A 24,267-nucleotide genomic window follows, 5' to 3' on the forward strand; every position below is an offset into this window, starting at 1 on the left:
CAGATTTCCCATATTGTCCTGTGAGCTTCCCAACGCCGGCTTTTGACCAGTGCAGGTCACAGTAGGGTTACTCCAAATGGATAGAGCAGTGTTTATACACAATACATTACGCGACTTCGTGTCGCACTTCTGCTTCCGGGTCGCAGATGATAATATCATCATCTGTCACCAGAAACGCATTGGTGATCTCACGCTTTGCTGAGAAACTTTTGCCAGAACCGGGAGTGCCGAGGATAAGCCCATTGGGATTTTTCAGCTTCTTGCGGTCAACCATGATGAGGTTATTGGACAAGGCATTCAAGCCGTAGTACAGCGATTCTTTTCCGCTCTGGTACAATTCCTGCGTGGTAAAGGGGATGAAGATGGCAGTGCTGCTGGTGGTCAGTCCCCGCTGAATCTCGATCTGGCAATCCGCCAGCGGCAGGCTGCTCATCAGACCCTGCTCCTGCTGGAAGTCCAGTCTGCACAGGTTGCAGTTGTGCTTCTGAGCGATGGAGCTTGCCTGAAAAACATTGTTTTCCAGTTCCTGTTCAGTCCTGCCGGTGTTCAGCACCAAAAAAGTGACGAGGAACATCCGCTCGTTCTGGCTCTGCAATTCTTTCAGCAGAGCCTTGGCATCCCTGCCGTAGGTCGCCAAATCCGACGGAATGATGTCAATATCATACCCGGCACGGATAGCTTTTTTCTGCTCCTCGATCTTGCTGCGGTCCAGTTCCGTGATGGTGCGTTTCACCGTCTTGATGGCACGGTTCTGGTCAACGGACTGGATGTGCATGGTAACGATCTGGCTGGAATCCATGTCCAGAAAATCCTTCAAAAGCTGGTCGCTGATGTCGGATGCCGTGATGCTCAGAAAGCTGACGGCGCAGAAGATACCGCCCATTTGGAAGGTGCGGCTGTTCTTGAAGGCAAAGGCGGTGGGCGCAATGGCATCCTTCGCGGAAAGCCCGCTTTTCACAAGGTCTTTCCAGTCAAAGTGAAACTTGGATGCGCCATCCATGTTGAACATATCATGCATGAGCTTCAGCCGCTGGACACCGTTCAGGGATTTTGCCTGCACCCCCAGCCGGTGGAAGTTATTCAGCAGGTCATTCTGGATGTGGTCGAGCCGGGGCTTGACCTGTGCCATGCTCTCGCCCTCCACACCAAAGGTGATGAATTTGGTCTTGGTCAGACCATTATTGCCCTTGGCGAGCTGCTGGCGCAGCATCTGGCTGTACTCCGCACGAACATCATCGAAACCGTCCTTCTGGAACGGAATGCGGATGCTCTTTTCAAACTCGGTGCTGTCGGTTGCCATGTTCACAAAGGACAATTCAAACTTAATGCTGGAATCGAAGAAGTTCAGAAAACTGCACCATTCCTCGAAAATGGCGGTCTTGTCCTCCTGCTGCGCCAACTGATAATTGATGTCCTGATACTGGATGGTGCGGGTGTAGTAGTTTGCTTTCACCCGGCAGGTGCCATCCTCAAACATCCGCTGCATGGGGATGGACTGCTGGGCGGTCCGGGGCACGGCGGGTTTCTGCGGTTTTTTCTTGCCGTCCTTACCGGTCTTTTTCCAAAACGGAATCATAGGTTGCGCCTCCCTTCATCAAAATCGCATAGTAGTTGTTGGTCTTGTAGGGGCGGATCTTCGGGCGGACAAACCGGGACTGCACATAGTACGACAGCAGCTTTTCCATGGGCTGACCGTTTTTCTCGTACATCCCAAGGAAGAACGCCGGCAGCATCACCGCCATCATACCGAGGGTGGCAGCAGTGTTGCCGCCGGAATCCCGGAGAACAAAAAACAGCGGCACTCCAATGAGAGCCGCTGTGCCAAAGCAGACAAGCTGCCGTTTGGTCAGGTTGAACGCGACCTTCGATTTCACTTTCGTCAGGTCACGGGGAACTGAAATATACGCAGCCAATAAAGCACCTCCTTTAGTGCGCTCCGAGGACGGATTTCGTCACCGAGCTGGTCTTGAACAGGCTGAAACAGAGCAGAACGGTGTAGCCCACAATGCTCCAAATGGAGTTGATGGCATCCCCGGAAATCGCTACGCTTTGGATCAGCACCGCATAAATGGCAACACAAATCAAGATCAGGAAGCCCTGAAAACCCAGTGCAAACAGGCATTTCAGGTAGTTCTGCCCCATGTGGCTCTGCTCGTGGTTGCCGAAGGTCGCCATGGGGATGGGCGCAAGGCTCACCATGCAGTAAATTTCAATCATTCTTCCGTAGACGATGACGAAAATAACGATGGACAGGATGCGCATGGTGATGCCAATGAAGAAGGACTGCAAAAACAGCCCGAACAGGGGACCAACGTCCATCTGCATCAGGCTGGATTGCAGCATGGACAAGCCAATGTCGTTGACACGGGTATTTCCGGCAATGATGCTGCTGGAATCGGATACCACCTTTTGGGTGACATCGAACACCGCCATCACGATGTCAAAAGTATTGCTGATGAGCCACACCGAAATAGCAGTCTTAAAAATCCAGCGCATGATGAGGGCAGGCTCAAACTGTGCCATATTGTTGTGCTGGGTAATCATCTCGATCAGTTCGTAACAGGCGATAAAGGTCAGGATGATGCCTGCAATGGGCAGCACCACGTTCCGGGACAGCGATTCGATCATGGCGAACACCCGTGGCTCAAAGCTGGAGGGCTTGGTGCCCACCTGCTGTGCGATGTTGCCAACCTGCGTGTTTACATCGTCGAACAAACCGGAGAGATTGGACATAATGCCTGCCGTCAGGATGCCTTTGATCCAGTCGGCAATGGCTTTGAGAACGGTTTCCATTCAGTCACCGTCCTTAGCTGAAATGGTTGATAAGGGTCTTGAGGAGATTCAGGAGAAAAATAATGTGGGTCAAAAACTGCATAATAGCACCGCCTTTCATGGATGGGTGGATAAAAACGCGGCTTGGAGCACGGACATTTAATAAAACTGCAAGCTGCAGAGGGCTTTCCGCTGCTGCTCAAGCCGCCGTATGGAACAATGCCCTCATTTCATCTATCATTTTTGATTGATGAATGATAGATGAAATGATATGAGCAAACACAAAAAGTGTTCGACGGAAACAAAAAAGCCGACTGCTTTTCGGCAATCGGCAAATCATAATCAAAGCTATATAGCTGTTTTTATAAGTCGGCGAACAGGAACCTTATGATAAACATCAAGGATGCGTTTTTCTCCATTTCGCCAAAAGGGGTTCATATAATAACAATCGCATTCTTTACAATACCAAATGTATTCAGCTTCTCCGTTGATCTCTAATGTGAATGCCTTCATTTTTAGAAGCGGATGCCACGGGCAATGTTTCTGAAGCTTTTCTTTTTGACGATCAGCTTTGCAAAGTCCAAAAAGCTTACCACATTTTAGAGGGGGCGGATTAAACTTAAAACGACTATCAATGGGATTTTCTATATAATCATTGAAGTTTGATAATCCAAGTTGATTGAGAGGTCTATAATGAAGCCCTGCATTATGTTGATTTTTTGCCATTATAACAATCCTTTCTCAAGCAAGCATTTTGCCCTCCAGATAGGAGCAGCGGAGATAATCAGGATTGGTGTAGTATACGTTGGAATTGAAATCGGAGATCTCATCCGTGATAAACGACGAAAAAACATCCAGAATTGCCTGTGCAGCATCTTCATCTTTCATGGTGGACAGCACCAGCCCCTGATACAGCATTCCGATGGAGGTTGCAGAAGGGACCGTATAGCGGCACTCCGCAGCAGTATCAAAATCCCCATCCGGGATGTTGAGATCTTCAATCAGCTCATCTGAAACCTGCTCAAAGGACAGACAGTGGTTTACTTCTGCCAGCCGGAGCTGCCGTTCGATGCCGGCTTTTGTGAAGTGACGAATCACATCCTGCCGATGATTTTTGGTCTTACGGGCGATGGTCTCGATCAGGCTGCAAACGTAGAGAACATCATTTTTCTGCTTTTCGGTCATGGATGGATTCACTCCTCTCAAAGGTCAGGCAGTGCAAAGCGTTTACGGTATGAAAGCTGATCTGGTGTGTTGGATGCTTGAACTTCGCCAATGCCCAAAATGCTTCACGGCTGATCTGCCCGGACGTAAATCCATTGACATAGTCCCAGATGGTGTCATCTGCCATGGGACCCTCCACAATATCATAGGGATGGGTTTCGCCTGCACGACATTTTGCAATGAAATCCAGCCATTCGTCCGACATTTCAGGGAAACGCAGGATTTTCAGGTCAGGATTCTCTACATAGCGATAGACGTTCACAATACCATCGGCAGAACGGCGGTCTGCCCAGCGGTAGGCTTGTTGATAGCTGTTCGTGCAGTAGAATCCCCAAGAAAAGTCCTTTGTATACCGTGTGATGCGGATTTCGGGATAGACAACTTCTTCTTTACTGCCATGATACAATAAAATCTCGCTCATCTGATTCACCTTCTGTATGTGAGATCGTTACTATGGCTTTCCTTATTATAAATATGTACCGGGCGGCAATCGCCGCCCGCTGTTCTTAACCGAACAGACCGCTCAGCAGGGGAATCAGGGTAATGCCCACCAGAGCAACGCCGCCGCCAGCCATGAGCTGCTTCATGCCCTGACTCTTGCTGCCGGGGTTGTCGTTACCATAACCTTCCAGCAGGTTGATGGCACCCCAAACGCCGAGACCGGCACCCAGAGCGACAACCAGAGTCTGAAGAACTTCGATAGCAGAGTTGAAGAATTCCATAGTCTTTTCTCCTTTATTATAAAGCGTTTCCGGTCGTTTGTACACACCCGAAATCTTGTAGTTTTACGTTGCATAACCGCAGCAAGGCTGATTTTCTGGTGCACCTTTCTGACCGGGATAAAAATAAAACCGCCTACCGGGTCAGGCAGACGGGAGCGAATCAGCATCCACCACGATGAACTCATCTCCGGGTTGGATTTTTTCTTTGCGGTTCAGATATTTTTCAATATCGAAGGTGTTTTTGGGGTCGTAGTCCGAGGTCAGCTTGTAGTTAGGGTGCTGGGTCAGGTCGTACTTGTCGCTCAAAAACGGTCTGACGCCACGCAACTGCAAAATACACTTGCCGCCGTCCAGCACCGCCAGCTCGTCCCGGCTCAACAATTCGTGGCCCATCTTTTGGAACGTAGTGCCGTAACTGGGGCTATTGCCACGGGTGTCTGAGGTGTTGAAGGCGTCGATGGTCTCCTTGCCCAGCATCTCGGACAAGTCTTTCAGGGTGGTCGGCTCACTGCCGCCGAGGAAAATCTGGCTGTCCATGTTGCCCACAATGGTATCCGCGTTATCCTTGTAAATGGCTTTCAACTGGCTTCTCGCCTGCAAAACAAGGCAGGCGGAGATCTCACGGCTGCGGATGGTGGCCACCAGCTTTTCCAGATTGGGAATCTGCCCGATGTTGGCGCACTCGTCGATGAGACACCGTACATGAACGGGCAGCTTGCCGCCGTATACATCATCTGCCTTGTCGCACAGCAGATTGAAAAGCTGGGTGTAGACCATGCTGATGAGGAAGTTGAAGGTGCTGTCCGTATCGCTCATGATGAGGAACAATGCCGTTTTCTTATCGCCCAGCGTGTCCAGTTGCAGCTCATCGTACATGGTAAGGTCACGCAGCTCTTGGATGTCGAAGGGGGCTAATCTGGCACCACAGGAAATGAGGATGGATTTTGCGGTCTTGCCGGCAGCCAGCTTGTAAAGTTTGTACTGCCGCCCGGCAAAGGAATTGGGCTTCTTTTTCGCCAGTTCTTCAAACAGCAGATCCACCGGGTTCTGATATTCCTCGTCATCCTCCAGCACCTGCATGGTGTTGAGCATTTCCAGCAGGGTGGCGAAATTTTGCTCCTCCACCGGGGCTTCATAATGCAGATAGGCGATCAGGGCAGTGAGCAAAAGACGTTCGCTTTTCTCCCAAAATGGGTCCCCACCGGACCCTTCGCCTTTGGTGTTGGTCATCAGGGTTGTGACCAGTTTGAGAATGTCCTTTTCGCTGTGGACATAGGCGAAGGGGTTATAGTGCATGGACTTTTTGAAGTTGATGGTGTTCAGGATTTTCAGCTTGTAACCGTTTTTCAGAAGTGCGTTCCCGCACTCGACCACGATACTACCTTTCGGGTCAGTGACCACATAGGAACTATGACATTGTAAAAGGTTGGGTTTAAGCCAAAATCTCGTCTTGCCGCTGCCGGAGCCTCCCACCACCAGCACATTTTTGTTCCGGGCGTTTTTGGGGTCCGGTGGGCGGTTGGACATCATCAGCCGTTCCGTTTTGGTCAGGATGATGTTGTCTGCAAACTTGGGTGCCATGAACGGCTCAATATCCTTGGCGGTGCCCCACCGGGCAGAGCCGTACTCCATGCCGTGGCGGTACTTCTTGGCGTTTTTTCCACGCAAATAGACCGCCAGCCGTAACCCTGCACCGCAGCACAAGCCCACCAGCAAATCGAGCGGATGCAAGCTGGGCAGCGGGTTCGCAAACGCCACCGGAACGGTGCCCATCATCGCCATGATCTTATCCCCCAGCTCTTTGCCCTCGGCAAGCCGCCACGCTTCGCCAATGTTGGTTGCCACCAGCCCCAGCAAAATATAGGGCAGATACAGTGCCAGCAGCTTTGTCAGCTTTTTCGTGGTCACAGTCCACGCTCCTGTTCCTTATGCCGGACTTTGCCGGGGAGTTCTGCCGCCGCCTGCACCAGTTCATGCAGTTTTGCCAGCACCGAGGGGCGTTTGTCTTTGTTCAGCAGAGATGCCGAATACTCTTTGAACGCCGAGTTGAAGGCTTCTGCATCCGGGGCTTTGAAAAAGACCAGATACCGGGGCGGCACTTCGGAGGTGTCCTTGCGGATGGCATAGTCGATGCCGTACTTTTTGGCGTAGCGTTCCAGCCCACGGATGCCGGTCTTGCTGATCTCCACGCTGGACACACCCCGGTTCTGCCGCAGAAGAGTGCGGACACTTTGCTTACCTTGGGATGTCTTGGACTGGTACAGCCGAAACGCCGCCTTTACCGCCCGCAGGACAGTCCGGGCAGACAGCTTTGTGGTGGAGATCATAATGTTGAATGACTTCTGTTCGATTTCTTCCTGCAATGCCATCACCTCCCGTGCAGCAGGGTGATTTTAGCGGTCATGCTCTGCCGGGGGCTTGGTGCGGGGCTTTTCTGCGGGAGGTTCATCAGGCACCGGCAGCACCAACAGACGGTTGCCTAGCTTCAGAAAGGCTTCCGGCTGATGGAAAAGCTGCTCGTACTTCTGCGCCAGTTCTGGGGTCAGGGATGCAAAATCCTCCTCGCGCAATCCCACCACTAGAAAGTCTCCGGCAATGGCATCATACATTTCTCCGTTTTCATCCCGAAGAGCACGGTTCAGGGGCAGACCCATGAGCTTACCATCGTCATTGCAGATGATAGCCACTGGGTCTGCAAAGGGGTAAACAGCAGCAATCGTGCCGCCCACCGCCTCCTGCAAGGCTTTCAGGTTGTTGTCAATCTCGACCTGCTGCGGATACTGTCCCGGTGCAATTTTCAGCACCGACAAGGTGTTCTCGTTCTGTTCCATTATCGTCCTCCTCGAATTTGATAGAGATCTCCTGCCAGGCATGGGCGGCGTTCAACAGAGCTGCCACGAAGAAGCCGAAAAAAGCGCCGGCTTCAAAAAATGCGAAACCGATAAAAAAGTTCAGCATGGCACACCTCACTCCATGCAGATGCAGGGCAGCTTCTGGTCGTCTGCCATCAGGGTGATGCTGTGGCTTGCCAGATACTTCTGGAACAGGTAGACTTCATCGATGGTCAGCGAGATGACCTCGCCGTCCATGTTGGTGCGAACAAGAATCACCGGGCCGGTCAGGTAGTGCTTTCCGCCCATCTTCAGCACCTGCGCCGGGTTGTAGCAGAGCAGCAGCGAGGTGTTGGGAAGGTTCAGGCAGGCATCATCCTCCTCAAAGCAGGGCAGGATGCCGGGAGCCTCGTCCAGCGTGATGATGGTCAGCTCCATATCCGGGGCAATGGCAGCGAGATAGACTTCACCAGGCTTTTTTCTGCCGTTCAGAATCGTGTAGATGCGAGTATCAATGGTGACTTTCTCGGAACGGATGTGAGTGGTAGTAAAGTTCATAGACGTTTCCTCCAAAATTTTTGCAAAATAAAAGACCCGGAACTGGGTCTTTTGGTTCAGTCTGCGATCAGCGCGCTTCTTCCTGCTTCTTCTGTTTTGCCTGTTGCTTTTTTAGTTGCCACTGGTCGAGCAGCTTGATGATGATGCTTTCCATCTGCCGGGGCGTGTAATTGCGTGGAAAGTATTTCCGCAGGGTTTCGTTTTTGATGGTCACGGTGTCCAGTTCGCTTTTCTTTTCCTCATTCATAATGTTGTAGACTGCATCATAGTCAAACTCACCCTGCTGCGCCAGCTTTTTTATCCGAATGGCTTGTGAAAGAGATGGTGCGTTCTGGGAAGCATCCATTGCTTCTAAAAAATCCTGTTGCTGTTTTTCGTCCAGATAGGACAGTTCTACCGCAGGGTTAAAAGAGATTTTTTTCTCGTCCACCATGTCGAGCAATTCAGGGACAAGGTTCGTCAGACGCACAAAACGCTGGACTTGATTGCGACTTTCGCCTGAATCTTTTGCTACTTTTTCATCGGCTCTCAACTTCGTCCCAACTTGGGACGAAGTTAAATCTGACCTAGCACCTTGATTTTTTATTGCATCCAGCTTCATCTTGTACGCAAATGCCCGCTCGCTGGGCAGGATGTGTTCTCTCTGCAAATTGGAATCGACCATCAATATCGTGGCGGCATCATCCTCCATATTTCGCACAATGACAGGCACGGTGTCCAGATTTGCAAGCTCTGCGGCGTGTTTCCGACGATGCCCGGAGATGATCTCATAGCCGCCCTCTGGTCTGGGGCGGGCAATCAGCGGCGCAAGCACACCGAACTGCGAAATGCTTTCCACCGTCCGGGTCATGGAATCATCGTCCAGAACTTTGAACGGGTGGTTTTTGAACGGGAAAAGTTCGCTGACGGGAATCTGTTGTACCTGCTCCCGCTGTTCTTCCTGCCGGGATTCTTCGGTCGAAAAAATATCATCGAGACCTTTCAGTGCTACGTTTAAGCCGCTTTTCGGCATCCACCAACACCTCCTTCGCAAGAGATTGATAGGCTTCTGCCACCTTGCTCTTGGGGTCATACTGGAAAATGCTCTTGCCGGCGGCACTGGTTTCAGCAGCACGAACAGACCGGGGAATGGTCTGGTCGAACACCTTGATTTTACTACCGTATGCCTGACGAATCAAAGTGTCGATCTGCTTTCCATAGTTGGTGCGGCTGTCCGTCATGGTGAGCAGGATGCCCTCGATTTTCAGCTTCGGATTGATTTTCTGCCGGTGTACCTTACAGATTGTCTGCAAAAGCTGCTCCAGACCTTTGGCAGAAAGATATTGAGCCTGTACGGGTATCAAAGCAGTATTTGCCGCCGCCAGTGCATTGATGGTGAGCATACCAAGGGAGGGAGTACAGTCCAGCAGGATATAATCGTACTCCCGTTTTGCTCCGTCCAACACCTGTTTGAGCATCTTTTCCCGGTTCATGCTGTTTACCAGAGCCACCTCCAATCCTGCCAATTCGATGTTGGCAGGGATGAGGTCTACGCCCTCTGCATGGTGCAGGATGCCCTCACCGGGTTGGATAGGCTGGTCGTTCATGGCTTTCTGCATCAGAGTAGACAATGTGGCAGGCAGCTCGTCCGGCTGCTGCCAGCCCATGCTGATGGTAAGACTGCCCTGCGGGTCAGTGTCCACCAGCAGAACTTTTTTGCCCTCCATCGCCAGCCCGATGCCCAGATTTTCACAGGTGGTGGTCTTGCCGGTGCCGCCTTTCTGGTTGACGATGGCTATCGTGGTTGCTTTCTTTGAAATTTTCATCACCTCCGATTCGCTAAGTCGTGGTTGGTTTGGTTCTGGTAGGAAAGCTGCATGGTGGTGGGCGCATTGTACAGAGAAGCGAGCAGATATTGTTTCATGTTACGGATCGGGCTGCTGTTCTCTGCAAAGCACTTCAGCACAAAGCGGATGTGGTCGGCGTTCAACTTCATAAACCGACTGCATACCACCTCGGCGGGCTTATCGTCCCCAGCAATGTGCAGCAGCTTACGGTTGGTAGCGCAAGTGTCCACCAGCAAGTCTACGATCTGGTAGATAATGTCCTTGTCATCCGGGCAGAGCCGGAGCAAAAGGTCTATCTCCAAAGACTGAGAAAAATAATCTTCCAGTTGGGTGCGTTTGCTCATCCCATCCGCTTCTTCAGAATTGAATGGATCAGTCTCACTCATTTCAGTATCATTCTCTTTAGTCTTATTACATCGTGATTTTGAAGGGTCTTGACTTGCGTTTTTGAAGCCTCCAGAATCGTGAAAATCACGATTTTGGAATATTGATTTTGACGATTCTGCCGAAAAGTTCTTCACATACACCAAACTTGGCTTTCCCAGACCTCTGCGTTTTCGTTCAATCAGACCAAACTTTTCGAGTTCCCGGAGCAGCTTGGTCGCTTTGTTGTCTGCGCAACACAACGCCCTCTTGACATCCTCTATCGTGAAGATGATGAACACCCGGTTCTGCTCGTCCAGCCAGCCGTTTTTCACAGACAGGCTCATGCGGTCCAGCAGGATGCCGTACAGGGTTTTTGCATCGGTGGACAGACTCTGGAACCGTGGCTCCTGAAAAAGAGCCTTGGGAATGCGGTAGAATGAAAACAGTTCTCCGGCTTGTCCGTAAAAGTAGTCAAGGGTCATGTGGCTTTTTCAACGTTTTGCTCCAGCTTGTGTTCAAAAAATCAACCGCCTTTCGTTTGAAAATAAAAAGCGCACTCTTTTCTTATTGAAAAGTGGTGCGCTATGTAATATAATGGCTATATAATTTAGCTATCCAAAAGATAGTCGATGAGATATTCTTTCGGAATCATGAAAGATCGTCCGACTTTCAGGCAGCGAATTCTATGTTGATGGATTCTTCTGATGATGGCAGTCTGGCTTTTGAAACCGAGTAAAGTTGTTGCTTCTTCGACAGACAGCACATCAGGATAGTTCACAAATAATTTTTTATAATACTCTTTTGCTTGATTTTGATTCATTATCCTTGACTTTCCTTTCGTTTTGTGCCTAAGCAGAGGAGCGTTTTGCCCTGCATCCCTCCTGAACATCCCTCCAATTTCCATTTGGGCGGTCCAAACCGAAAAAACAGAGTAGAGGAAAAACGCATCGAAAAATCGTGGATATTTCAAATTATTGTTCGTTGAGGCGTGAATTTTGCCTTTGCACAGTGGGAACCAGATATCACTAGATATCACTGGATGACACCAGATGGAAGATGAGGATAAAAACTCAAAATCCCTTGTGCTAATAACACGTGTGGGTTCGACCCCCACCACCGGCATAGAAAAGCCGACTGAGAGGTATTCTCAGTCGGCTTTTCTTTTTAATTTTTCCCTTGTCCATCAGGAACGCCGGGAACTGAAATGCTGCAAAACTCAGCGGCGGAGCCGGCTGTTTTAACTACTGTTTAAGACTTTGTGGTTTTCTGTTCATAAACTTCTGGTATCCTGTACATAACGAAACGAGAAAGAGGGAGCTTTATGAACGCCGAACTCACTTTCCTGCAATTCCTGCAATCCCTGCACAGCCCCATGCTGGATGGAAGCATGTGTTTTATTACCCGTCTGGGAGACTCCGGTATTCTCTGGGTGACGCTGACAGCGGTGCTGCTGGTGTTCCGCAAAACGCGGCGGGTCGGATGTGTGCTGGCAGCGGCGCTCCTCATCGACGCTGTCCTCTGCAATCTTCTTCTCAAGCCACTGGTGGCCCGCGTCCGTCCATGCGGCATCCTTACGGAGGTACAACTGCTTATCCCGTACCCGGACGATTTCTCCTTTCCTTCGGGCCATACGGCGGCGTCCTTCGCCTCGGTGACAGCCCTCTGGCTGGCCGGGAAAAAGCAGTGGGCGATGGCGACTCTGCCGGTAGGCGTTCTCATCGCATTCTCGCGGATGTACCTCTGTGTCCATTACCCGACGGATATTCTGGGCGGTGCCATTTTGGGAGCCGCCTGCGGATGGGCGGGAGCATGGCTCGTAAAGAAAGCAGAGCGCCGAATGGCCATCCCGCAGAACTGAAAAAAGAAGAAGAGACCGCGGTACAGCAGCTTGCTGTACGGCGGTCTCTTTTGTTATGAGGCAGACCCGCTTATCTGAGGGAACATCCCGGTTTTCCGCAAAAGCCAAAAAGGCATGCAGGCAAAGCAATGCAGCCCCAAAATCGACTTCAGTAAAAAGAAAAGCACCATACTTCCTGCGAAGTACAGTGCTTTTTTGGTGGAGAATAGCGGGATCGAACCGCTGACCTCTTGCATGCCATGCAAGCGCTCTCCCGAACCACCTTGAAACGCACCCCCAGAAAAGCGTGTGTGAATGGGTATGATTTGGCGTTAATACGCCAAATTTGGTTGAAAAATGATTTTCTGCCCAACAATCAGCATAGCAGCATGAGAACAATTTAGGCACAGAATTCATTTGGCTGTATTTTACAGTCGGATTTACCTGCTGTCAAGATGTTTCATATCATTCATGCCGCTAAAGTGAGTCAATACTCTTCTATTTCAAATTACATAGCGCAATTTCGACCACCAAAATCGAAGTTGCGCTTTTTTCATTCCTCAATAAATTTTTTCACCGGAGGTTTTTTACAATGTTTATATCTCATTGTTGCTTTCAGCCCTTGACACAACCGTATGACCCTTGACTACTTTTACGGACAGGCCGGAGAACTCTTTTCGTTCTTCCGCATTCCAAAGGCTCTTTTTCAGGAGCGGCGGTTTCAAGATCTGTCAACCGATGCAAAAACTCTGTACGGCATCCTGCTTGACCGTATGAGCCTTTCTGTTAAAAATGAATGGTTTGACAAAAAAGGTCGAAGGTCGGCGACACCATGGGCAGCAGTTCTTCCACCACCGAGACGATGTGCGTCATCTACGATTTGAGCTACCTCGAGATGACGCTGGACGTCGATGAGCTGGACATTCTCGACATTCAGGTGGGCCAGAAAGCAGAGATCACCGCCGACGCCATCGACGACTGCACCTTTGAGGGCGTCGTCACCAGCATCTCCTCCGCCGGCACCACCACCGGCAGCACCACCACCTACCCTGTCACCATCCGCATCGACGACACCGGCAGCCTCATGCCCGGCATGAACGCCACCGCCGCCCTTGACATTCCCCCTTGCCGGCGTTATGTTATTGTTAAGGCGACAGCCGGTTTCGCCGTCTTTCGCCTCATATTAAAATCGCTCTTGTTTTATAGCTGTCTGGACTTTACACAAAATTTGGGAAAGATCCATTTTTGTCTAACTTTTGGGGTTCATTTCAGTATCCGGAGTCTCTTTTTTGGCATTTTCTTCAATGTTTTTGCAATTGGAATCTATAGTTTCGATAGCTGTTTTCTTTCAACGGCATGGATAAGCTAGACCTTATTGCTTTGCAGAAACAGCACATCACCCGAAATTTTAATTATTTTCGCTCTGATTCTGATATACTATCGTTAAGACATCGATTTCGGAGGTCCACATGGATACAAGTATTTTCCGTTATGTGCTCGAGGTAGAAAAATACAGAAACATCACCCAGGCGGCGAAGCGACTGTTTATCTCGCAACCGGCACTGACCAAACAGCTGAATAAGCTTGAAAAAGAGTTGGGCTTTTCGCCTTTTGACCGCACGCACAGCCCGATCAGCGTTACACCACAGGGCGAAATTTTTCTCGATTTTGCTCGGCGCTATGTGCAGCTCGAAAGCGAGATGATGGATAGTCTTCGACAGTTTAATCAGATTCCAGCAGAGCCTGTACTGATTGCCACAACGCATCGTGGTGGCGCCTACGCTGCTGTTCAGGCAGCACCTTTCATGATGACACATCCAGAGATACATCTCAGTTACCTGAATCGCAACTCTCAGCAGTGCGAAGAAGAGCTGGAAAGCGAATCCATCGACTTAGCCATCTATACTGAACCTGTACACTCCGAAAACATCGAGTATATGCCAGTACAGGAGGATCCGCTCGTATTTGTCATTCCACAGGAATCACCGATTCTGGAGGACCTAGATATCTCCGATAATTCACTCGAGCATCCGGTTGAAATCGACATCAGCCGTTTCCGTAATCCGTCGCTCCGATATATTCTGGCGACGCCAGGTCAGGGGCTGTATGATGCCGAAAAATCTTTTTTCAGAAAATATCACATCACACCGATTCATCCGCAGCGTATTGATTATGTTGACACGCGATATCTCGTTGCCTGCAGCGGCTGTGGCATCGCCCTGTTGCCGCACACGACGATTCGTAATTCATCTACTGGTCAAAACCCGGTCTATGGCACGATAAAAGGCGATACGCTGTATCGTTATGTCATCGTCGCCCGAAAGAAGGGCCGCAACTTATCCCCTTCTGCAGAAATCGTCTGGCGCTACATGATCAGCGCATCTGCTAAAAATCGATAACATTTTGGAATCAGGTTCATAACAGAAAAAGGAGAAGCACTCGTCATTCAATTTGCAGTACAGAGCGAGTGCTTCTTTTTCTGTTTTATGGCGCTATGTCCATTCCAAATGGTTATCGTCCCATAGAGGAATCGCCATTGTCGCAATCTTGCACAATTACTCCCATTTTTGTACAATACATTTATCAAATTTGCCGGCAAATAAAAGTGCTTTAAAAATTCTGTATCACTTTTTGGGAGGATTTACTGTGAATAAGTTAAAGGAAACGAAGATCCTTGGGTTCCCTCTGTGGATGTACCTTATATTCAGTATACTGATGATGGTGATGGCAGCCAATGACTGGATGCTGACCAACATGGTCGGCGCACTCGCCTTCGCGATGATCATCGGCACGCTGCTCGGCTGGGTCGGTGACCATATCCCGGTCTGGAAGACCTGGTTCGGCGGCGGCATGCTCTTCTCTTGCCTCGTAGCCGGCGCGATGAACACCTTCCACCTGATCGGTGAAGGCTCGATGGAAGCTCTGAATACCTTCAACGGCTCCACCGGTTTCCTCGATCTCTACATTCTCGTCCTGATCACCGGCTCTGTGCTCTCGGTTGATCGTAAGATGCTCATCAAATCCTTCGCCGGATTCGTTCCGACGATTCTTGCAGGTATTGCAGGTGCACTCGGCCTCGCTGGTCTCGTAGGTGCCATCACTGGCGTCGGCGCAATCGAGGCGATCGCCACCTATGCAATTCCAGTCATGGGCGGTGGCAATGGTGCCGGTATCACACCGATGAGCAAGATGTGGGCTGCTGCAACCGGCGGTGATGCCTCCTCCTGGTATGCATCTGCCTTTGCAATCATCAGCATTGGCAATCTCTGCGCCGTCTTCATGTCTGCACTGCTGAACAAGCTCGGCCAGATCAAGCCATCCATGACGGGTAATGGTCGTCTCATGGTCAGTGAAGAAAATGTCAGCACGAAGTCCAGTGACGTGAAGCCGACCGCAGCCGACTACGCAACCGGTCTCGCACTCGGTGTCGTATGCTTCAATGTAGCTAACCTCTACGCAAAGCACATCTCCATCATCAACCATGCAAACCTCGGCTTCAGTATTCATACCTTCGCTTTCATGGTCATCCTGATGGCGATTCTGAATATGACGAATATCCTGCCGGAAAACGTGAAGGCCGGCGCAAGGGGCATGCAGCAATTCTTCGTAAAGTATATGTCCTTCCCACTGATGATTACCGTTGGTATCGGTACGAACCTCGCAGACTACGCGAAGGTCTTCACAAACCCAGCGTATATCGTCATCATCATGGCGACTGTCATCGGTGCGATGATCGGAACCTTCATCGTCGGTAAGCTGTTCCACTTCTATCCTGTAGAAGGAATGCTGACTGCCGGACTCTGTATGGCAAACGGCGGTGGTGCCGGCGACGTACAGTGTCTCGGCGCTGCGCACCGCATGGAGCTGATGTCCTATGCTCAGATTTCTTCCAGAATCGGTGGTGCCATCATGCTCGTCATCGCAAGCTTCATTTTCGGTAAATTCCTGTAATCCTGGAGGTACCTTATGGCAAATCAGAATCCTTTGGCTACGAATCTCACGCTTGAGCAGCAGAAAAACCTGTTCGGCAATGCTTACTTAAATATGCTCTGGCACTGTCCGACCGACCTGCGTTTCCACTACTGGGTGCATCTCCCAGACTACTACTACGACGAAGAGGAGCATGAGTACTCTCTCCTCGTCATCATCCATGGAACCGGCTGTGCAATCGAAGAGTACATCAAGCAGGCGAAGGAACTCGCCGACAAATATCATATGGCTGTGCTTGCGCCTATGTTCCCGGGTGGACTCATTCAGCGCGATGACTTCAACAGCTATAAGCTCCTCTCCTGCGACGGCATCCGCTATGATCTGATTCTCCTCGATATGATCGAGGATATGGCGAAGCGCTATCCAGGCGTTCACACAGATCAGTTTTTCATGTTCGGACACTCTGGTGGCGGGCAGTTCGTAAACCGCTTCCTGCTCGCTCACCCTGATCGTCTGAAGGCCTGCTCCATCGGTGCACCTGGCCGTCCGACCTTCCTGAATCCAGACGAGGACTACTTCTGGGGTATCCGTGATTTCAAGGATTACTTCGGTTATGATGTCGACCTCGAAGCCGTAAAGAAGGTACCCGTCCTCATCAGTGTCGGCGAGCTCGACAACAAGTTTATCGGCGACTCCCCGTATGGCGATAACCGCGTAGCCCGTATGAAGAGCCTGCAGAAAAATTTCCAGGAGCACGGCGTCCATACGGAGCTGACGATCCTTCCGGGCTTCGCCCATGAGGCTGGTGAAAAGGAACGAGTGCAGGCCGCGCAGAAATTCTTTATCCAGTATTTATAACTCAAACTACAGTTTTTTGAATTTCCTTTCTTTGTACCCTCTTTTTAAAAGAGGGTACATTGCGTATTTCTTGCTTTTCCTTCATACTTGCGTACTTTTAGCAGATTATGAAAGCAAGCAGAATTTCTATTCTACGGAATCAACTATTCTGCACTGGAAGCTGCCGTCCGGCGAATCCAACAGGATGTTGATTTCCTGATGAAGTATCTCCCCAAGGTGCCTGATGATGCCTATGTGAAAGTGGAGACCACGAAGATTCTCAAACAGCTTCGATCTCACTCCTTACATTGAGGGGGAGTGATGCGTCCACCTGCAAAACAGTCGGACATCGAACAAGCATTTTCAAAAACAACGAAACAGCAAGAATTGGGGGTTGTCGTCCATGCGCCTGCAAAATCAGGCATTTGGCTGATTTTCAGTGTGACCTCCAAGAAAGCAAAAAGAAAAGCACCGTACTTCAAACGAAGTACAGTGCTTTTTTGGTGGAGAATAGCGGGATCGAACCGCTGACCTCTTGCATGCCATGCAAGCGCTCTCCCAGCTGAGCTAATCCCCCATGGCTGGTGTGCCGTCCCTGACGACGTGTGTTATTATACCAGCCAAATGGAGAGTTGTCAATAACTTTTTTTATTTTTTGTGAGCGACGCTGCGGCTGGTGCTGCGTTTGTAGTAGAACAGGTACTGCTGTACGATGCCAGCCTGCTGATCATAGGAAGGAAAAGGGTCGCGGCCGCCGAATTCCTCATCAATGAGTCGCTGTATCCAGACATCAATGGGAGCCATCGCGGTACGGCCATAGCCAAAGAGGCAGACGCAGTTTGCTACCTTTTTGCCGACGCCGTCCAGCTCGAGGAGGCGGGAAAAGAGCACGTCGTCGGGCAGCGCCGCCAGAGCACCGAGGTCGAGTGCGCCGCTGGAAGCCTGAGCGGCAGCGTTCTGGATGTAACGGGTGCGGTAGCCCAGACCACAGCCCATCAGCTGCGCCTCAGAGAGGCCGCAGAGCTGCTGCGGGGTAGGGAAGAGGAAAACTTTATCGCCTTCGGCACTGAGCGGTTCGCCGCAGCACCGGGCAAGGTGTTCCACGGCGGTGCGGATGGCCGGAATGCTCTTGCGCTGGGAGATGAGAAAGGTGATGAGCATTTCCCATGGGTCCTGATGCAGGATTCGGATGCCCTGCCCGAAATCGAGCGATTTGTCCAGATAGCTGCTCTGTCCCGCCAAGCTGCACCGCAGCGCGGCATAGTTCCGGCCCAAATCAAAGTAGTCGGCCCAGTACTCCCGATCTGAGCCATACCATGCGGCGTCGTATTGACCATCGCCCAGCGGAGTCAGATAAAGAAGTGCGCTGCCGGAAAGAAAGCGGTAGCGCCCGTCGGACAGCTTCTGTGGCCGGAAGCACTGGCCGCTTTCGATGATCTTGTCGAGGTCAAAGTCGTCCTGGATGGCGACGAGCTGATGGGTGAGGGAAACTGTATGCATGGAAAACTCCTTTTTGGAAAAATTGTGGCGATGCCCGATTCGCGGTGGAAACTGGTTTCTATCCGTACCCTCTGCGGGGAGGGTGACGGGCGGCGTGGCAAAGCCGAACGACACCAGTTTTAGCATTTCTATCCACGCCCTCCGCGAGGAGGGCGACGGGCCTGCTGGAGGCACTGCCTACCATCATCGAATTTCTATCCACGCCCTCCGCGAGGAGGGCGACAAAAAGGACAATCTGCCTACCCGGCAGGAGAAGATTTCTATCCACGCCCTCCGCGAGGAGGGCGACTCTTGCTCTTTTCAGGTTTGGCGGTAGACTTGGAAATTTCTATCCATGCCCTCCGCGAGGAGGGCGACGTTCGACGACGTGAGTGTGGAGAAGGCCGAGAAATTTCTATCCACGCCCTCCGCGAGGAGGGCGACCGTTCAAGCAGCTGCTCAAGCAGGCGGGCGTGCTGATTTCTATCCACGCCCTCCGCGAGGAGGGCGACCAGAAAGATCCGTTCGGTGACTCCATCATGGTGATTTCTATCCACGCCCTCCGCGAGGAGGGCGACCGGTGAGCCAGGCACTGGTGTGGTGCAGCGTGGTATTTCTATCCACGCCCTCCGCGAGGAGGGCGACTACGTTCCGGGATCCCCTCCCGCTGGGGCACGGAGATTTCTATCCACGCCCTCCGCGAGGAGGGCGACCTATGTTGTTTATATTGTCAGCAGGGCAAAAAATTTCTATCCACGCCCTCCGCGAGGAGGGCGACCCGTCCACTCGCCCAGCCGGGGCAGCGTAGTGGTATTTCTATCCACGCCCTCCGCGAGGAGGGCGACGTTTGAGCCGACCAGCGAGAGGTACATTCCGTCAAACTATTTCTATCCACGCCCTCCGCGAGGAGGGCGACCTTGCGGACCTCCCGGACGAACAGCGCGAATACATCATTTCTATCCACGCCCTCCGCGAGGAGGGCGACGACCTCAGCCGTGAGGTGTTCGTTGATGAACTGGATTTCTATCCACGCCCTCCGCGAGGAGGGCGACTCTGCTTTGTGGACTTCTGCTCGCGCTCGGTACGATTTCTATCCACGCCCTCCGCGAGGAGGGCGACTTGAGTGCATCGGGCCGCGGCACGGTGCCAAGAAAATTTCTATCCACGCCCTCCGCGAGGAGGGCGACGGCCACCGTCAAGGATCTGGCGCTGGAGCTGGTCATTTCTATCCACGCCCTCCGCGAGGAGGGCGACATTTCCTTACGGAAGACGAAGACGTTATAAACGGATTTCTATCCACGCCCTCCGCGAGGAGGGCGACCCTGCAGCGCGGCTTCGACAACCAGAGCGTCATATTTCTATCCACGCCCTCCGCGAGGAGGGCGACCACGGCCCTCACTGCTGTGCTGGTGAGCGCTGTACTTATTTCTATCCACGCCCTCCGCGAGGAGGGCGACTACACAAGCCCTTGCCCGTGACCAGCGCCGCTTTGACATTTCTATCCACGCCCTCCGCGAGGAGGGCGACCCAGATCGGCGTTGTACTCGAGGCCGCCGACCTCATTTCTATCCACGCCCTCCGCGAGGAGGGCGACGCGACCAGTCTGTTTGCCCAAATTTTATCCATTTTATTTCTATCCACGCCCTCCGCGAGGAGGGCGACCTGAGCTGATTTTGCAAACCAGAGCGCCGGGGCAATTTCTATCCACGCCCTCCGCGAGGAGGGCGACCAAACAGCAATCTGATCGTTGAGCGGGTAGCGTAAATTTCTATCCACGCCCTCCGCGAGGAGGGCGACAAGGATACAAACTTATTTTGGAGGTTACTATTATATTTCTATCCACGCCCTCCGCGAGGAGGGCGACGCTCCGTTCCCCGGCCCCGGATGCTCCCGCAGCAGTAATTTCTATCCACGCCCTCCGCGAGGAGGGCGACGTCATTGTGGGAGACGTACTTGTTTGCTGTGGTGGAATTTCTATCCACGCCCTCCGCGAGGAGGGCGACCCGTAAAATGTGAGGTTGGATGATGTCAAAAAGATTTCTATCCACGCCCTCCGCGAGGAGGGCGACTGCGCGGGGAGATGGGAAACCTGACCCCCGGAACAATTTCTATCCACGCCCTCCGCGAGGAGGGCGACTGCGACATCATCAGCCGCGACGCCTATGCGCGCCTATTTCTATCCACGCCCTCCGCGAGGAGGGCGACTGCACCGCTGAGCAGCTCGCGCTCAAGGCTATGCAATTTCTATCCACGCCCTCCGCGAGGAGGGCGACGTGCTTTTTGATTTTCTTCAAATGATGCCAATTCCAATTTCTATCCACGCCCTCCGCGAGGAGGGCGACGGGAGTGTACATCTGCGAGGCCTGCGGCACCGATATTTCTATCCACGCCCTCCGCGAGGAGGGCGACCAAGCCCCTTGCACCTCCATTTTATTTTTTTATTATTTCTATCCACGCCCTCCGCGAGGAGGGCGACTCCCGAAGGAACCTCCTAAGTCTCTGAACTGCATCATTTCTATCCACGCCCTCCGCGAGGAGGGCGACATTAATGCACGAAAGAATTGCGGCTGTACTGCTTGTATTTCTATCCACGCCCTCCGCGAGGAGGGCGACTAAATGTCTTTTCTTCAACAGGTTCGTGCCAACCAAATTTCTATCCACGCCCTCCGCGAGGAGGGCGACACTTTACGAAAGAGAGTGCTGAGGCCGAGGCAAAGATTTCTATCCACGCCCTCCGCGAGGAGGGCGACAATGTGTCTTGCAAATATCGACAAGCGGATGAAAATTTCTATCCACGCCCTCCGCGAGGAGGGCGACAGCAAAAACAGAGACAAAATCTCTATTTTCAAACAAATTATACAACATTCTGCACGAATTTAGAAGAGCCTTGATTTACAACGGGTCAAAGAACTATCCAAATCATGCAAAACGACTCAAAAATCCGGTGCGAAGGTGCCGGAAAAATGCTGAGAACTCACCCTTCGCACCGGGGCGGGAAACTCAGAACAACAGCAGGCCGTCCTGCTCGAAGGGCGGATGAACGCCGATATGCTCCACCTTGCTCTTATAGTTGTTGCCCAGCTGGTAGAAGCGCAGGCTGTCCAGCGCGGGATCGATGAGGGCCGTCAGCTCCGCCTTGAGAACGGCATACTGCGCGGCATCCAGCAGACACTCGAACACGGAGTTCTGCACCCGCTGGCCGTGGTCCACACAGCGCTTGGCGACTTTGCGCAGACGTTTGCGCCCGGCAGGAGTTTCGGTGTTGACGTCGTAGGTGATAAGGACCAGCATACACATCCCTCACTTCCAGAAAAATGGCGGGTAAAGCTCCATATCGCCCCGCAGGGTGCGGGCCAGAAGCAGAGCCTGCACATAAGGCACGAGGCCCCACGGAAGCTTTTCGTTCAGGAACGGGTGGGTGATGGTCTCCTGTTTGCGGGTCTGCCACCCGCCCAGAAAGGCGCGGCGGCCCTCATCGGTGAGAAGAACAGCCCCGTTCTCCTGCTTCTGGAAATGCTTCGGCGTCATGATTTTCTGGTTGATGCAGGAGAGCGCAAAACGGTCGGCGTAAACAGTGCGCAGCTCTTCCATGAGGTCGAGGGCGAGGCTCCTGCACCCGGGCCGGGCGCGGTGGAGAAAGCCGACGTAGGGGTCGAGGCCCACACTCTGAAGAGCCGCTGTGCAGTCGGAGGCCAGAAGCGAATAAGCGAAAGAGAGCAGGGCATTGGTATTGTCCAGCGGCGGGCGGCGGCTCCCGCCGGGGGAGGCAAAAACATCGTGCTGCTGCAGGGTGAGGGAATCAAAGCAGTCGAAATACCGCTGTGCCGCCTCGCCCTCCAGGCCGCGAAGCTGGTCGAGGTCGTCGCACTGCTCGATGAGGGGCAGCGCTGCCGCCAGCTGGGCGCTGGTGCGCTTGAGCTGTTCCACCGGCACCCGCTGGGGGTGGTCGCGGGTGGCCCGTTCCAGCACCCAGCGGGCGTTATAGACTTTGCCCAGGATGAAATTGCGCGCATAGAGACAGCTCTCTGCCTCGCTGTCTGCGATGCGGTACTGGGTCTGCCGCAGCAGGACGTTGCCCCGCTCTTCGCCTACAGCCCGGGCCAGAAAGCGGCCCTGCGGGCTGAAAAAGCTCAAATCGACCCCGAGGCGGGCGCATTTGCCCATCAGGGCAGGGCTTGCGCCGGGATAGCTGAAGCAGACGATGCCTTCCAGCGTGTGGAGCGGGACCCGGCCCATTTCAGCCTTGTTGCAGAGCAGGACGATGTTCTCCCCCTCGAGGGAAAGGTAGGCGTCCTTGTTGAGGACGTAGAGCGTGTTCAAAAACTTTCTCATGGCGCGGCCTCCTGCATCTCGTCCAGATGGGTGCGGAGATAGGCTTTTGGGTCGGCACGCTGATACAGCACGGGGAGGCAGAGCTCTTTGAGGGAGCAGGCGCTGCAGTGGGTGCCGGGCTTCGACTTGGGGGTATAGCCCCGGGCAAAATAGGTGTGCATCTCATCGGCCATCTTCTGGGTGGCCTGGCGGAGTTCTTCGGTCAGCGGCACGACCTCCCGCCGCCGCGTTTCCTCGTAGAAGAGCGCACCCTCCGGGATGCTGCACACCAGCATCTCTTCCAGCGCCATGGCCTGTGCGCAGAGCTGCAGCCGGTCGGCGTCGCTGGCCTTGGCGCGGCCATGCTTGTACTCGACAGGCATGGGCTTCCAGAGTCCTTCCGCGTTTTGCAGCGGGATGCCCTCCGGGTCGGCCCGGAACTCGACGACGTCGCAGTTTCCGCTCAGGCCCAGCCGACGGCTGACCACCTGCATTCCTCGGGTGATGAGCAGGCCGCCGCGCCGTTCGGTCTGGTTTGCGTCATGACAGCGGGCGTGGTCGAGCTGGCCTTCGACGGTGCGGCGGTTCTCCGCCCACTGCTGTTCCAGATGGATGAGCGCCCACTGGCGGCGGCAGAAGCAGAAGTGCTGGATGCCCGACAAGGGCAGCCAATCGTCCGGGCCGCCCATCAGGACAGCCTCTCGCAGGTGACTCCTTCCGGCAGAGTGTCTGCCACCGTGACGGTGTAGTCGCGGTAGCTGCGGGCGGCGCCCACATCGGGCTTGCGCTCGACGGTGACGGAGTCGAAGAGCTTGTAGGCCGGGGCATTGCCCAGCTCAGAATCGTGCTTGAACACGATGAGCTCCCGCACGGCCATCTTGCCCCGGGCGGCGCTGTGGTCGTTCTCGAACATATTCAGGATGGCAGTCCACAGAAGCTTTAAATCATCCTCGGAGAAGCCGGTGGTCTTCCGGGCGAGGTTGGCCGAGACATAGCCCTCGGCGCGGTAGAGGGCGTAAGGCACGATGTGCTTGCGGCCCATCTCAGTACCCTTCTTCTCGGCATCGGCCTCGGTGGTGATGGCCACGCGGGTGATGGTGACTTCCTGCGGGACGATGGGGTCCACCGACCGGGCAAAGCTCAGCTGGACGGGGCCGCGCACCTGACCGCAGTTCAGCGCACCCTTGACGAAGGTGGTCATGACAGCACCGAAGGTGCGGATGTCGAAGTAGTTCTCGCACATATAGTCCCGCAGCCTGGAATCGATGTCGGGGTCGGCCTTTTTGGCGGCTTTCAGGTCGGGGTCGATGCCCAGAGTTTTGATGGCCTCGGCGTCGCTGCGGTTGAGGGGAACGCCGTCCTTGATGTAGATACGATAGCCTTTTTCGTCCTCTTTCAGGGTCTCGACATAGTTGCGGATCTTCCGCTTGAGGCAGACATCGGTCACCAGACCGTAGCCCGTCTCGGGGTCGATACGGGGCATATTGCCTGCGTCGGGGTCGCCGTTGGGGTTGCCGTTCTCGACGTCGAACAGGATGACGAAATCATAGCGGTTCTTGATGGGCTCAGACATG

Annotated in this window: 26 protein-coding genes, 1 tRNA gene, 2 pseudogenes and 1 CRISPR repeat array; of the genes and pseudogenes, 7 read left to right on the forward strand and 22 right to left on the reverse strand. The window is 53.0% G+C overall.

Annotation, left to right across the window (positions count from 1 at the left end; genetic code table 11):
- Positions 1-127 precede the first annotated feature (127 nt).
- From F3G95_RS08160 to F3G95_RS08240, 16 genes and pseudogenes are all read right to left on the reverse strand, one after another.
- Positions 128-1,576 (reverse strand): annotated as a pseudogene (locus F3G95_RS08160) (conjugal transfer protein TraE); the annotation flags it as partial.
- On the reverse strand, positions 1,548-1,913 hold the full coding sequence (locus F3G95_RS08165; protein ID WP_112146658.1) for a PrgI family protein: 366 nt from the start codon (positions 1,911-1,913) through the stop codon (positions 1,548-1,550). The gene F3G95_RS08165 and the pseudogene F3G95_RS08160, both read right to left, overlap by 29 nt.
- 13 nt (positions 1,914-1,926) lie before the next feature.
- Entirely contained in the window at positions 1,927-2,793 is an 867-nt protein-coding gene (locus tag F3G95_RS08170; protein WP_117506353.1) for a VirB6/TrbL-like conjugal transfer protein, CD1112 family, read from the reverse strand.
- Between the two features lie 327 nt (positions 2,794-3,120).
- Positions 3,121-3,498: a hypothetical protein gene (locus F3G95_RS08180; RefSeq protein ID WP_133303651.1), complete on the reverse strand. Its 378-nt coding sequence runs from the start codon at positions 3,496-3,498 to the stop codon at positions 3,121-3,123.
- 15 nt (positions 3,499-3,513) lie between these two features.
- A complete protein-coding gene (locus F3G95_RS08185; protein ID WP_015565208.1) occupies positions 3,514-3,957 on the reverse strand; it encodes a hypothetical protein in 444 nt (147 codons plus the stop codon).
- Positions 3,935-4,417 carry a DUF3990 domain-containing protein gene (locus F3G95_RS08190; RefSeq protein WP_117477590.1) on the reverse strand — a complete coding sequence of 161 codons (483 nt, stop codon included), beginning with the start codon at positions 4,415-4,417 and terminating at the stop codon, positions 3,935-3,937. Before F3G95_RS08190 ends, F3G95_RS08185 begins: the two co-directional genes overlap by 23 nt.
- An 85-nt stretch (positions 4,418-4,502) precedes the next feature.
- Positions 4,503-4,718 (reverse strand): Maff2 family mobile element protein, encoded by a 216-nt coding sequence (locus tag F3G95_RS08195; protein WP_055186938.1) that lies wholly within the window; start codon positions 4,716-4,718, stop codon positions 4,503-4,505.
- A 141-nt stretch (positions 4,719-4,859) separates the two neighbouring features.
- Positions 4,860-6,626 (reverse strand): VirD4-like conjugal transfer protein, CD1115 family, encoded by a 1,767-nt coding sequence (locus F3G95_RS08200; protein ID WP_117506354.1) that lies wholly within the window; start codon positions 6,624-6,626, stop codon positions 4,860-4,862.
- The gene (locus tag F3G95_RS08205; RefSeq protein ID WP_117950360.1) at positions 6,623-7,087 is read right to left on the reverse strand and encodes a PcfB family protein; all 465 of its coding nucleotides are present in this window, start codon (positions 7,085-7,087) and stop codon (positions 6,623-6,625) included. The genes F3G95_RS08200 and F3G95_RS08205 overlap by 4 nt, the downstream gene beginning before the upstream one ends.
- 24 nt (positions 7,088-7,111) lie before the next feature.
- Positions 7,112-7,549, reverse strand: coding sequence for a DUF3846 domain-containing protein (locus tag F3G95_RS08210; protein ID WP_149794563.1), 438 nt, complete (start codon positions 7,547-7,549; stop codon positions 7,112-7,114).
- Complete coding sequence (locus F3G95_RS08215) at positions 7,476-7,676, reverse strand: hypothetical protein (protein ID WP_117536130.1); 201 nt, start codon at positions 7,674-7,676, stop codon at positions 7,476-7,478. Before F3G95_RS08215 ends, F3G95_RS08210 begins: the two co-directional genes overlap by 74 nt.
- An 8-nt stretch (positions 7,677-7,684) precedes the next feature.
- On the reverse strand, positions 7,685-8,107 hold the full coding sequence (locus F3G95_RS08220; RefSeq protein WP_097839639.1) for a hypothetical protein: 423 nt from the start codon (positions 8,105-8,107) through the stop codon (positions 7,685-7,687).
- 67 nt (positions 8,108-8,174) lie between these two features.
- Complete coding sequence (locus F3G95_RS08225; protein WP_097791889.1) at positions 8,175-9,119, reverse strand: ParB/RepB/Spo0J family partition protein; 945 nt, start codon at positions 9,117-9,119, stop codon at positions 8,175-8,177.
- The gene (locus F3G95_RS08230; RefSeq protein ID WP_149794564.1) at positions 9,076-9,912 is read right to left on the reverse strand and encodes a ParA family protein; all 837 of its coding nucleotides are present in this window, start codon (positions 9,910-9,912) and stop codon (positions 9,076-9,078) included. The genes F3G95_RS08225 and F3G95_RS08230 overlap by 44 nt, the downstream gene beginning before the upstream one ends.
- Entirely contained in the window at positions 9,912-10,781 is an 870-nt protein-coding gene (locus tag F3G95_RS08235) for a DUF6017 domain-containing protein (protein WP_149794565.1), read from the reverse strand. Before F3G95_RS08235 ends, F3G95_RS08230 begins: the two co-directional genes overlap by 1 nt.
- Positions 10,782-10,906: 125 nt before the next feature.
- The gene (locus tag F3G95_RS08240; RefSeq protein ID WP_133303652.1) at positions 10,907-11,335 is read right to left on the reverse strand and encodes a helix-turn-helix domain-containing protein; all 429 of its coding nucleotides are present in this window, start codon (positions 11,333-11,335) and stop codon (positions 10,907-10,909) included.
- Between the two features lie 285 nt (positions 11,336-11,620).
- Between F3G95_RS08240 and F3G95_RS08245 the strand changes: the two genes are divergently transcribed.
- From F3G95_RS08245 to F3G95_RS08275, 7 genes and pseudogenes are all read left to right on the forward strand, one after another.
- Positions 11,621-12,157, forward strand: a complete 537-nt coding sequence (locus tag F3G95_RS08245) for a phosphatase PAP2 family protein (RefSeq protein ID WP_149794566.1) — start codon at positions 11,621-11,623, stop codon at positions 12,155-12,157.
- Between the two features lie 614 nt (positions 12,158-12,771).
- Positions 12,772-12,954: pseudogene (locus tag F3G95_RS08250) on the forward strand (replication initiator protein A); the annotation flags it as partial.
- A 14-nt stretch (positions 12,955-12,968) separates the two neighbouring features.
- Positions 12,969-13,505, forward strand: coding sequence for an HlyD family efflux transporter periplasmic adaptor subunit (locus F3G95_RS08255; protein ID WP_149794567.1), 537 nt, complete (start codon positions 12,969-12,971; stop codon positions 13,503-13,505).
- Positions 13,506-13,605: 100 nt separating this feature from the next.
- Entirely contained in the window at positions 13,606-14,535 is a 930-nt protein-coding gene (locus tag F3G95_RS08260; RefSeq protein ID WP_149794568.1) for a LysR family transcriptional regulator, read from the forward strand.
- Between the two features lie 247 nt (positions 14,536-14,782).
- A complete protein-coding gene (locus tag F3G95_RS08265; RefSeq protein ID WP_149794569.1) occupies positions 14,783-16,087 on the forward strand; it encodes a 2-hydroxycarboxylate transporter family protein in 1,305 nt (434 codons plus the stop codon).
- A 15-nt stretch (positions 16,088-16,102) separates the two neighbouring features.
- Entirely contained in the window at positions 16,103-16,924 is an 822-nt protein-coding gene (locus F3G95_RS08270; RefSeq protein WP_015563588.1) for an alpha/beta hydrolase, read from the forward strand.
- A 300-nt stretch (positions 16,925-17,224) separates the two neighbouring features.
- Positions 17,225-17,434, forward strand: coding sequence for a hypothetical protein (locus F3G95_RS08275; RefSeq protein WP_149794570.1), 210 nt, complete (start codon positions 17,225-17,227; stop codon positions 17,432-17,434).
- Here the strand turns inward: F3G95_RS08275 and F3G95_RS08280 are convergent.
- The 6 genes from F3G95_RS08280 to cas7c form a co-directional block, all read right to left on the reverse strand.
- Positions 17,405-17,480: transfer RNA gene (locus F3G95_RS08280), tRNA-Ala, on the reverse strand. The genes F3G95_RS08275 and F3G95_RS08280 overlap by 30 nt on opposite strands.
- Before the next feature lie 71 nt (positions 17,481-17,551).
- Entirely contained in the window at positions 17,552-18,403 is an 852-nt protein-coding gene (locus F3G95_RS08285) for a DNA glycosylase (RefSeq protein ID WP_149794571.1), read from the reverse strand.
- Positions 18,404-18,457: 54 nt separating this feature from the next.
- Positions 18,458-21,199: direct repeats of the CRISPR family, unit length 33 nt; unit sequence ATTTCTATCCACGCCCTCCGCGAGGAGGGCGAC.
- Between the two features lie 183 nt (positions 21,200-21,382).
- Positions 21,383-21,673: a CRISPR-associated endonuclease Cas2 gene (gene cas2 / locus F3G95_RS08290; RefSeq protein ID WP_015565154.1), complete on the reverse strand. Its 291-nt coding sequence runs from the start codon at positions 21,671-21,673 to the stop codon at positions 21,383-21,385.
- A 9-nt stretch (positions 21,674-21,682) separates the two neighbouring features.
- Positions 21,683-22,714, reverse strand: coding sequence for a type I-C CRISPR-associated endonuclease Cas1c (cas1c, locus tag F3G95_RS08295; RefSeq protein WP_149794572.1), 1,032 nt, complete (start codon positions 22,712-22,714; stop codon positions 21,683-21,685).
- Positions 22,711-23,382: a CRISPR-associated protein Cas4 gene (gene cas4, locus F3G95_RS08300; RefSeq protein ID WP_149794573.1), complete on the reverse strand. Its 672-nt coding sequence runs from the start codon at positions 23,380-23,382 to the stop codon at positions 22,711-22,713. The genes cas1c and cas4 overlap by 4 nt, the downstream gene beginning before the upstream one ends.
- Positions 23,382-24,266 carry a type I-C CRISPR-associated protein Cas7/Csd2 gene (gene cas7c / locus F3G95_RS08305; protein ID WP_149794574.1) on the reverse strand — a complete coding sequence of 295 codons (885 nt, stop codon included), beginning with the start codon at positions 24,264-24,266 and terminating at the stop codon, positions 23,382-23,384. The genes cas4 and cas7c overlap by 1 nt, the downstream gene beginning before the upstream one ends.
- Position 24,267 lies beyond the last annotated feature (1 nt).

The organism is Faecalibacterium sp. Marseille-P9312 (assembly GCF_902497445.1).
In the GTDB taxonomy this organism is placed as follows: Bacteria; Bacillota; Clostridia; order Oscillospirales; family Ruminococcaceae; genus Faecalibacterium; species Faecalibacterium longum.

Bases quoted from the DNA above. Each gene is read 5' to 3' on its own strand.
- cas4 (WP_149794573.1), bottom strand. From the start codon at position 23,382: ATGGGCGGCCCGGACGATTGGCTGCCCTTGTCGGGCATCCAGCACTTC.
- F3G95_RS08245 (WP_149794566.1), top strand. From the start codon at position 11,621: ATGAACGCCGAACTCACTTTCCTGCAATTCCTGCAATCCCTGCACAGC.
- F3G95_RS08195 (WP_055186938.1), bottom strand. From the start codon at position 4,718: ATGGAATTCTTCAACTCTGCTATCGAAGTTCTTCAGACTCTGGTTGTC.
- F3G95_RS08270 (WP_015563588.1), top strand. From the start codon at position 16,103: ATGGCAAATCAGAATCCTTTGGCTACGAATCTCACGCTTGAGCAGCAG.
- F3G95_RS08275 (WP_149794570.1), top strand. From the start codon at position 17,225: ATGCGTCCACCTGCAAAACAGTCGGACATCGAACAAGCATTTTCAAAA.
- F3G95_RS08220 (WP_097839639.1), bottom strand. From the start codon at position 8,107: ATGAACTTTACTACCACTCACATCCGTTCCGAGAAAGTCACCATTGAT.
- F3G95_RS08255 (WP_149794567.1), top strand. From the start codon at position 12,969: ATGGGCAGCAGTTCTTCCACCACCGAGACGATGTGCGTCATCTACGAT.
- F3G95_RS08190 (WP_117477590.1), bottom strand. From the start codon at position 4,417: ATGAGCGAGATTTTATTGTATCATGGCAGTAAAGAAGAAGTTGTCTAT.
- F3G95_RS08260 (WP_149794568.1), top strand. From the start codon at position 13,606: ATGGATACAAGTATTTTCCGTTATGTGCTCGAGGTAGAAAAATACAGA.
- cas2 (WP_015565154.1), bottom strand. From the start codon at position 21,673: ATGCTGGTCCTTATCACCTACGACGTCAACACCGAAACTCCTGCCGGG.
- F3G95_RS08210 (WP_149794563.1), bottom strand. From the start codon at position 7,549: ATGGAACAGAACGAGAACACCTTGTCGGTGCTGAAAATTGCACCGGGA.
- F3G95_RS08185 (WP_015565208.1), bottom strand. From the start codon at position 3,957: ATGACCGAAAAGCAGAAAAATGATGTTCTCTACGTTTGCAGCCTGATC.
- F3G95_RS08170 (WP_117506353.1), bottom strand. From the start codon at position 2,793: ATGGAAACCGTTCTCAAAGCCATTGCCGACTGGATCAAAGGCATCCTG.
- cas7c (WP_149794574.1), bottom strand. From the start codon at position 24,266: ATGTCTGAGCCCATCAAGAACCGCTATGATTTCGTCATCCTGTTCGAC.
- F3G95_RS08215 (WP_117536130.1), bottom strand. From the start codon at position 7,676: ATGCTGAACTTTTTTATCGGTTTCGCATTTTTTGAAGCCGGCGCTTTT.
- F3G95_RS08205 (WP_117950360.1), bottom strand. From the start codon at position 7,087: ATGGCATTGCAGGAAGAAATCGAACAGAAGTCATTCAACATTATGATC.
- F3G95_RS08285 (WP_149794571.1), bottom strand. From the start codon at position 18,403: ATGCATACAGTTTCCCTCACCCATCAGCTCGTCGCCATCCAGGACGAC.
- F3G95_RS08230 (WP_149794564.1), bottom strand. From the start codon at position 9,912: ATGAAAATTTCAAAGAAAGCAACCACGATAGCCATCGTCAACCAGAAA.
- F3G95_RS08235 (WP_149794565.1), bottom strand. From the start codon at position 10,781: ATGACCCTTGACTACTTTTACGGACAAGCCGGAGAACTGTTTTCATTC.
- F3G95_RS08180 (WP_133303651.1), bottom strand. From the start codon at position 3,498: ATGGCAAAAAATCAACATAATGCAGGGCTTCATTATAGACCTCTCAAT.
- F3G95_RS08225 (WP_097791889.1), bottom strand. From the start codon at position 9,119: ATGCCGAAAAGCGGCTTAAACGTAGCACTGAAAGGTCTCGATGATATT.
- cas1c (WP_149794572.1), bottom strand. From the start codon at position 22,714: ATGAGAAAGTTTTTGAACACGCTCTACGTCCTCAACAAGGACGCCTAC.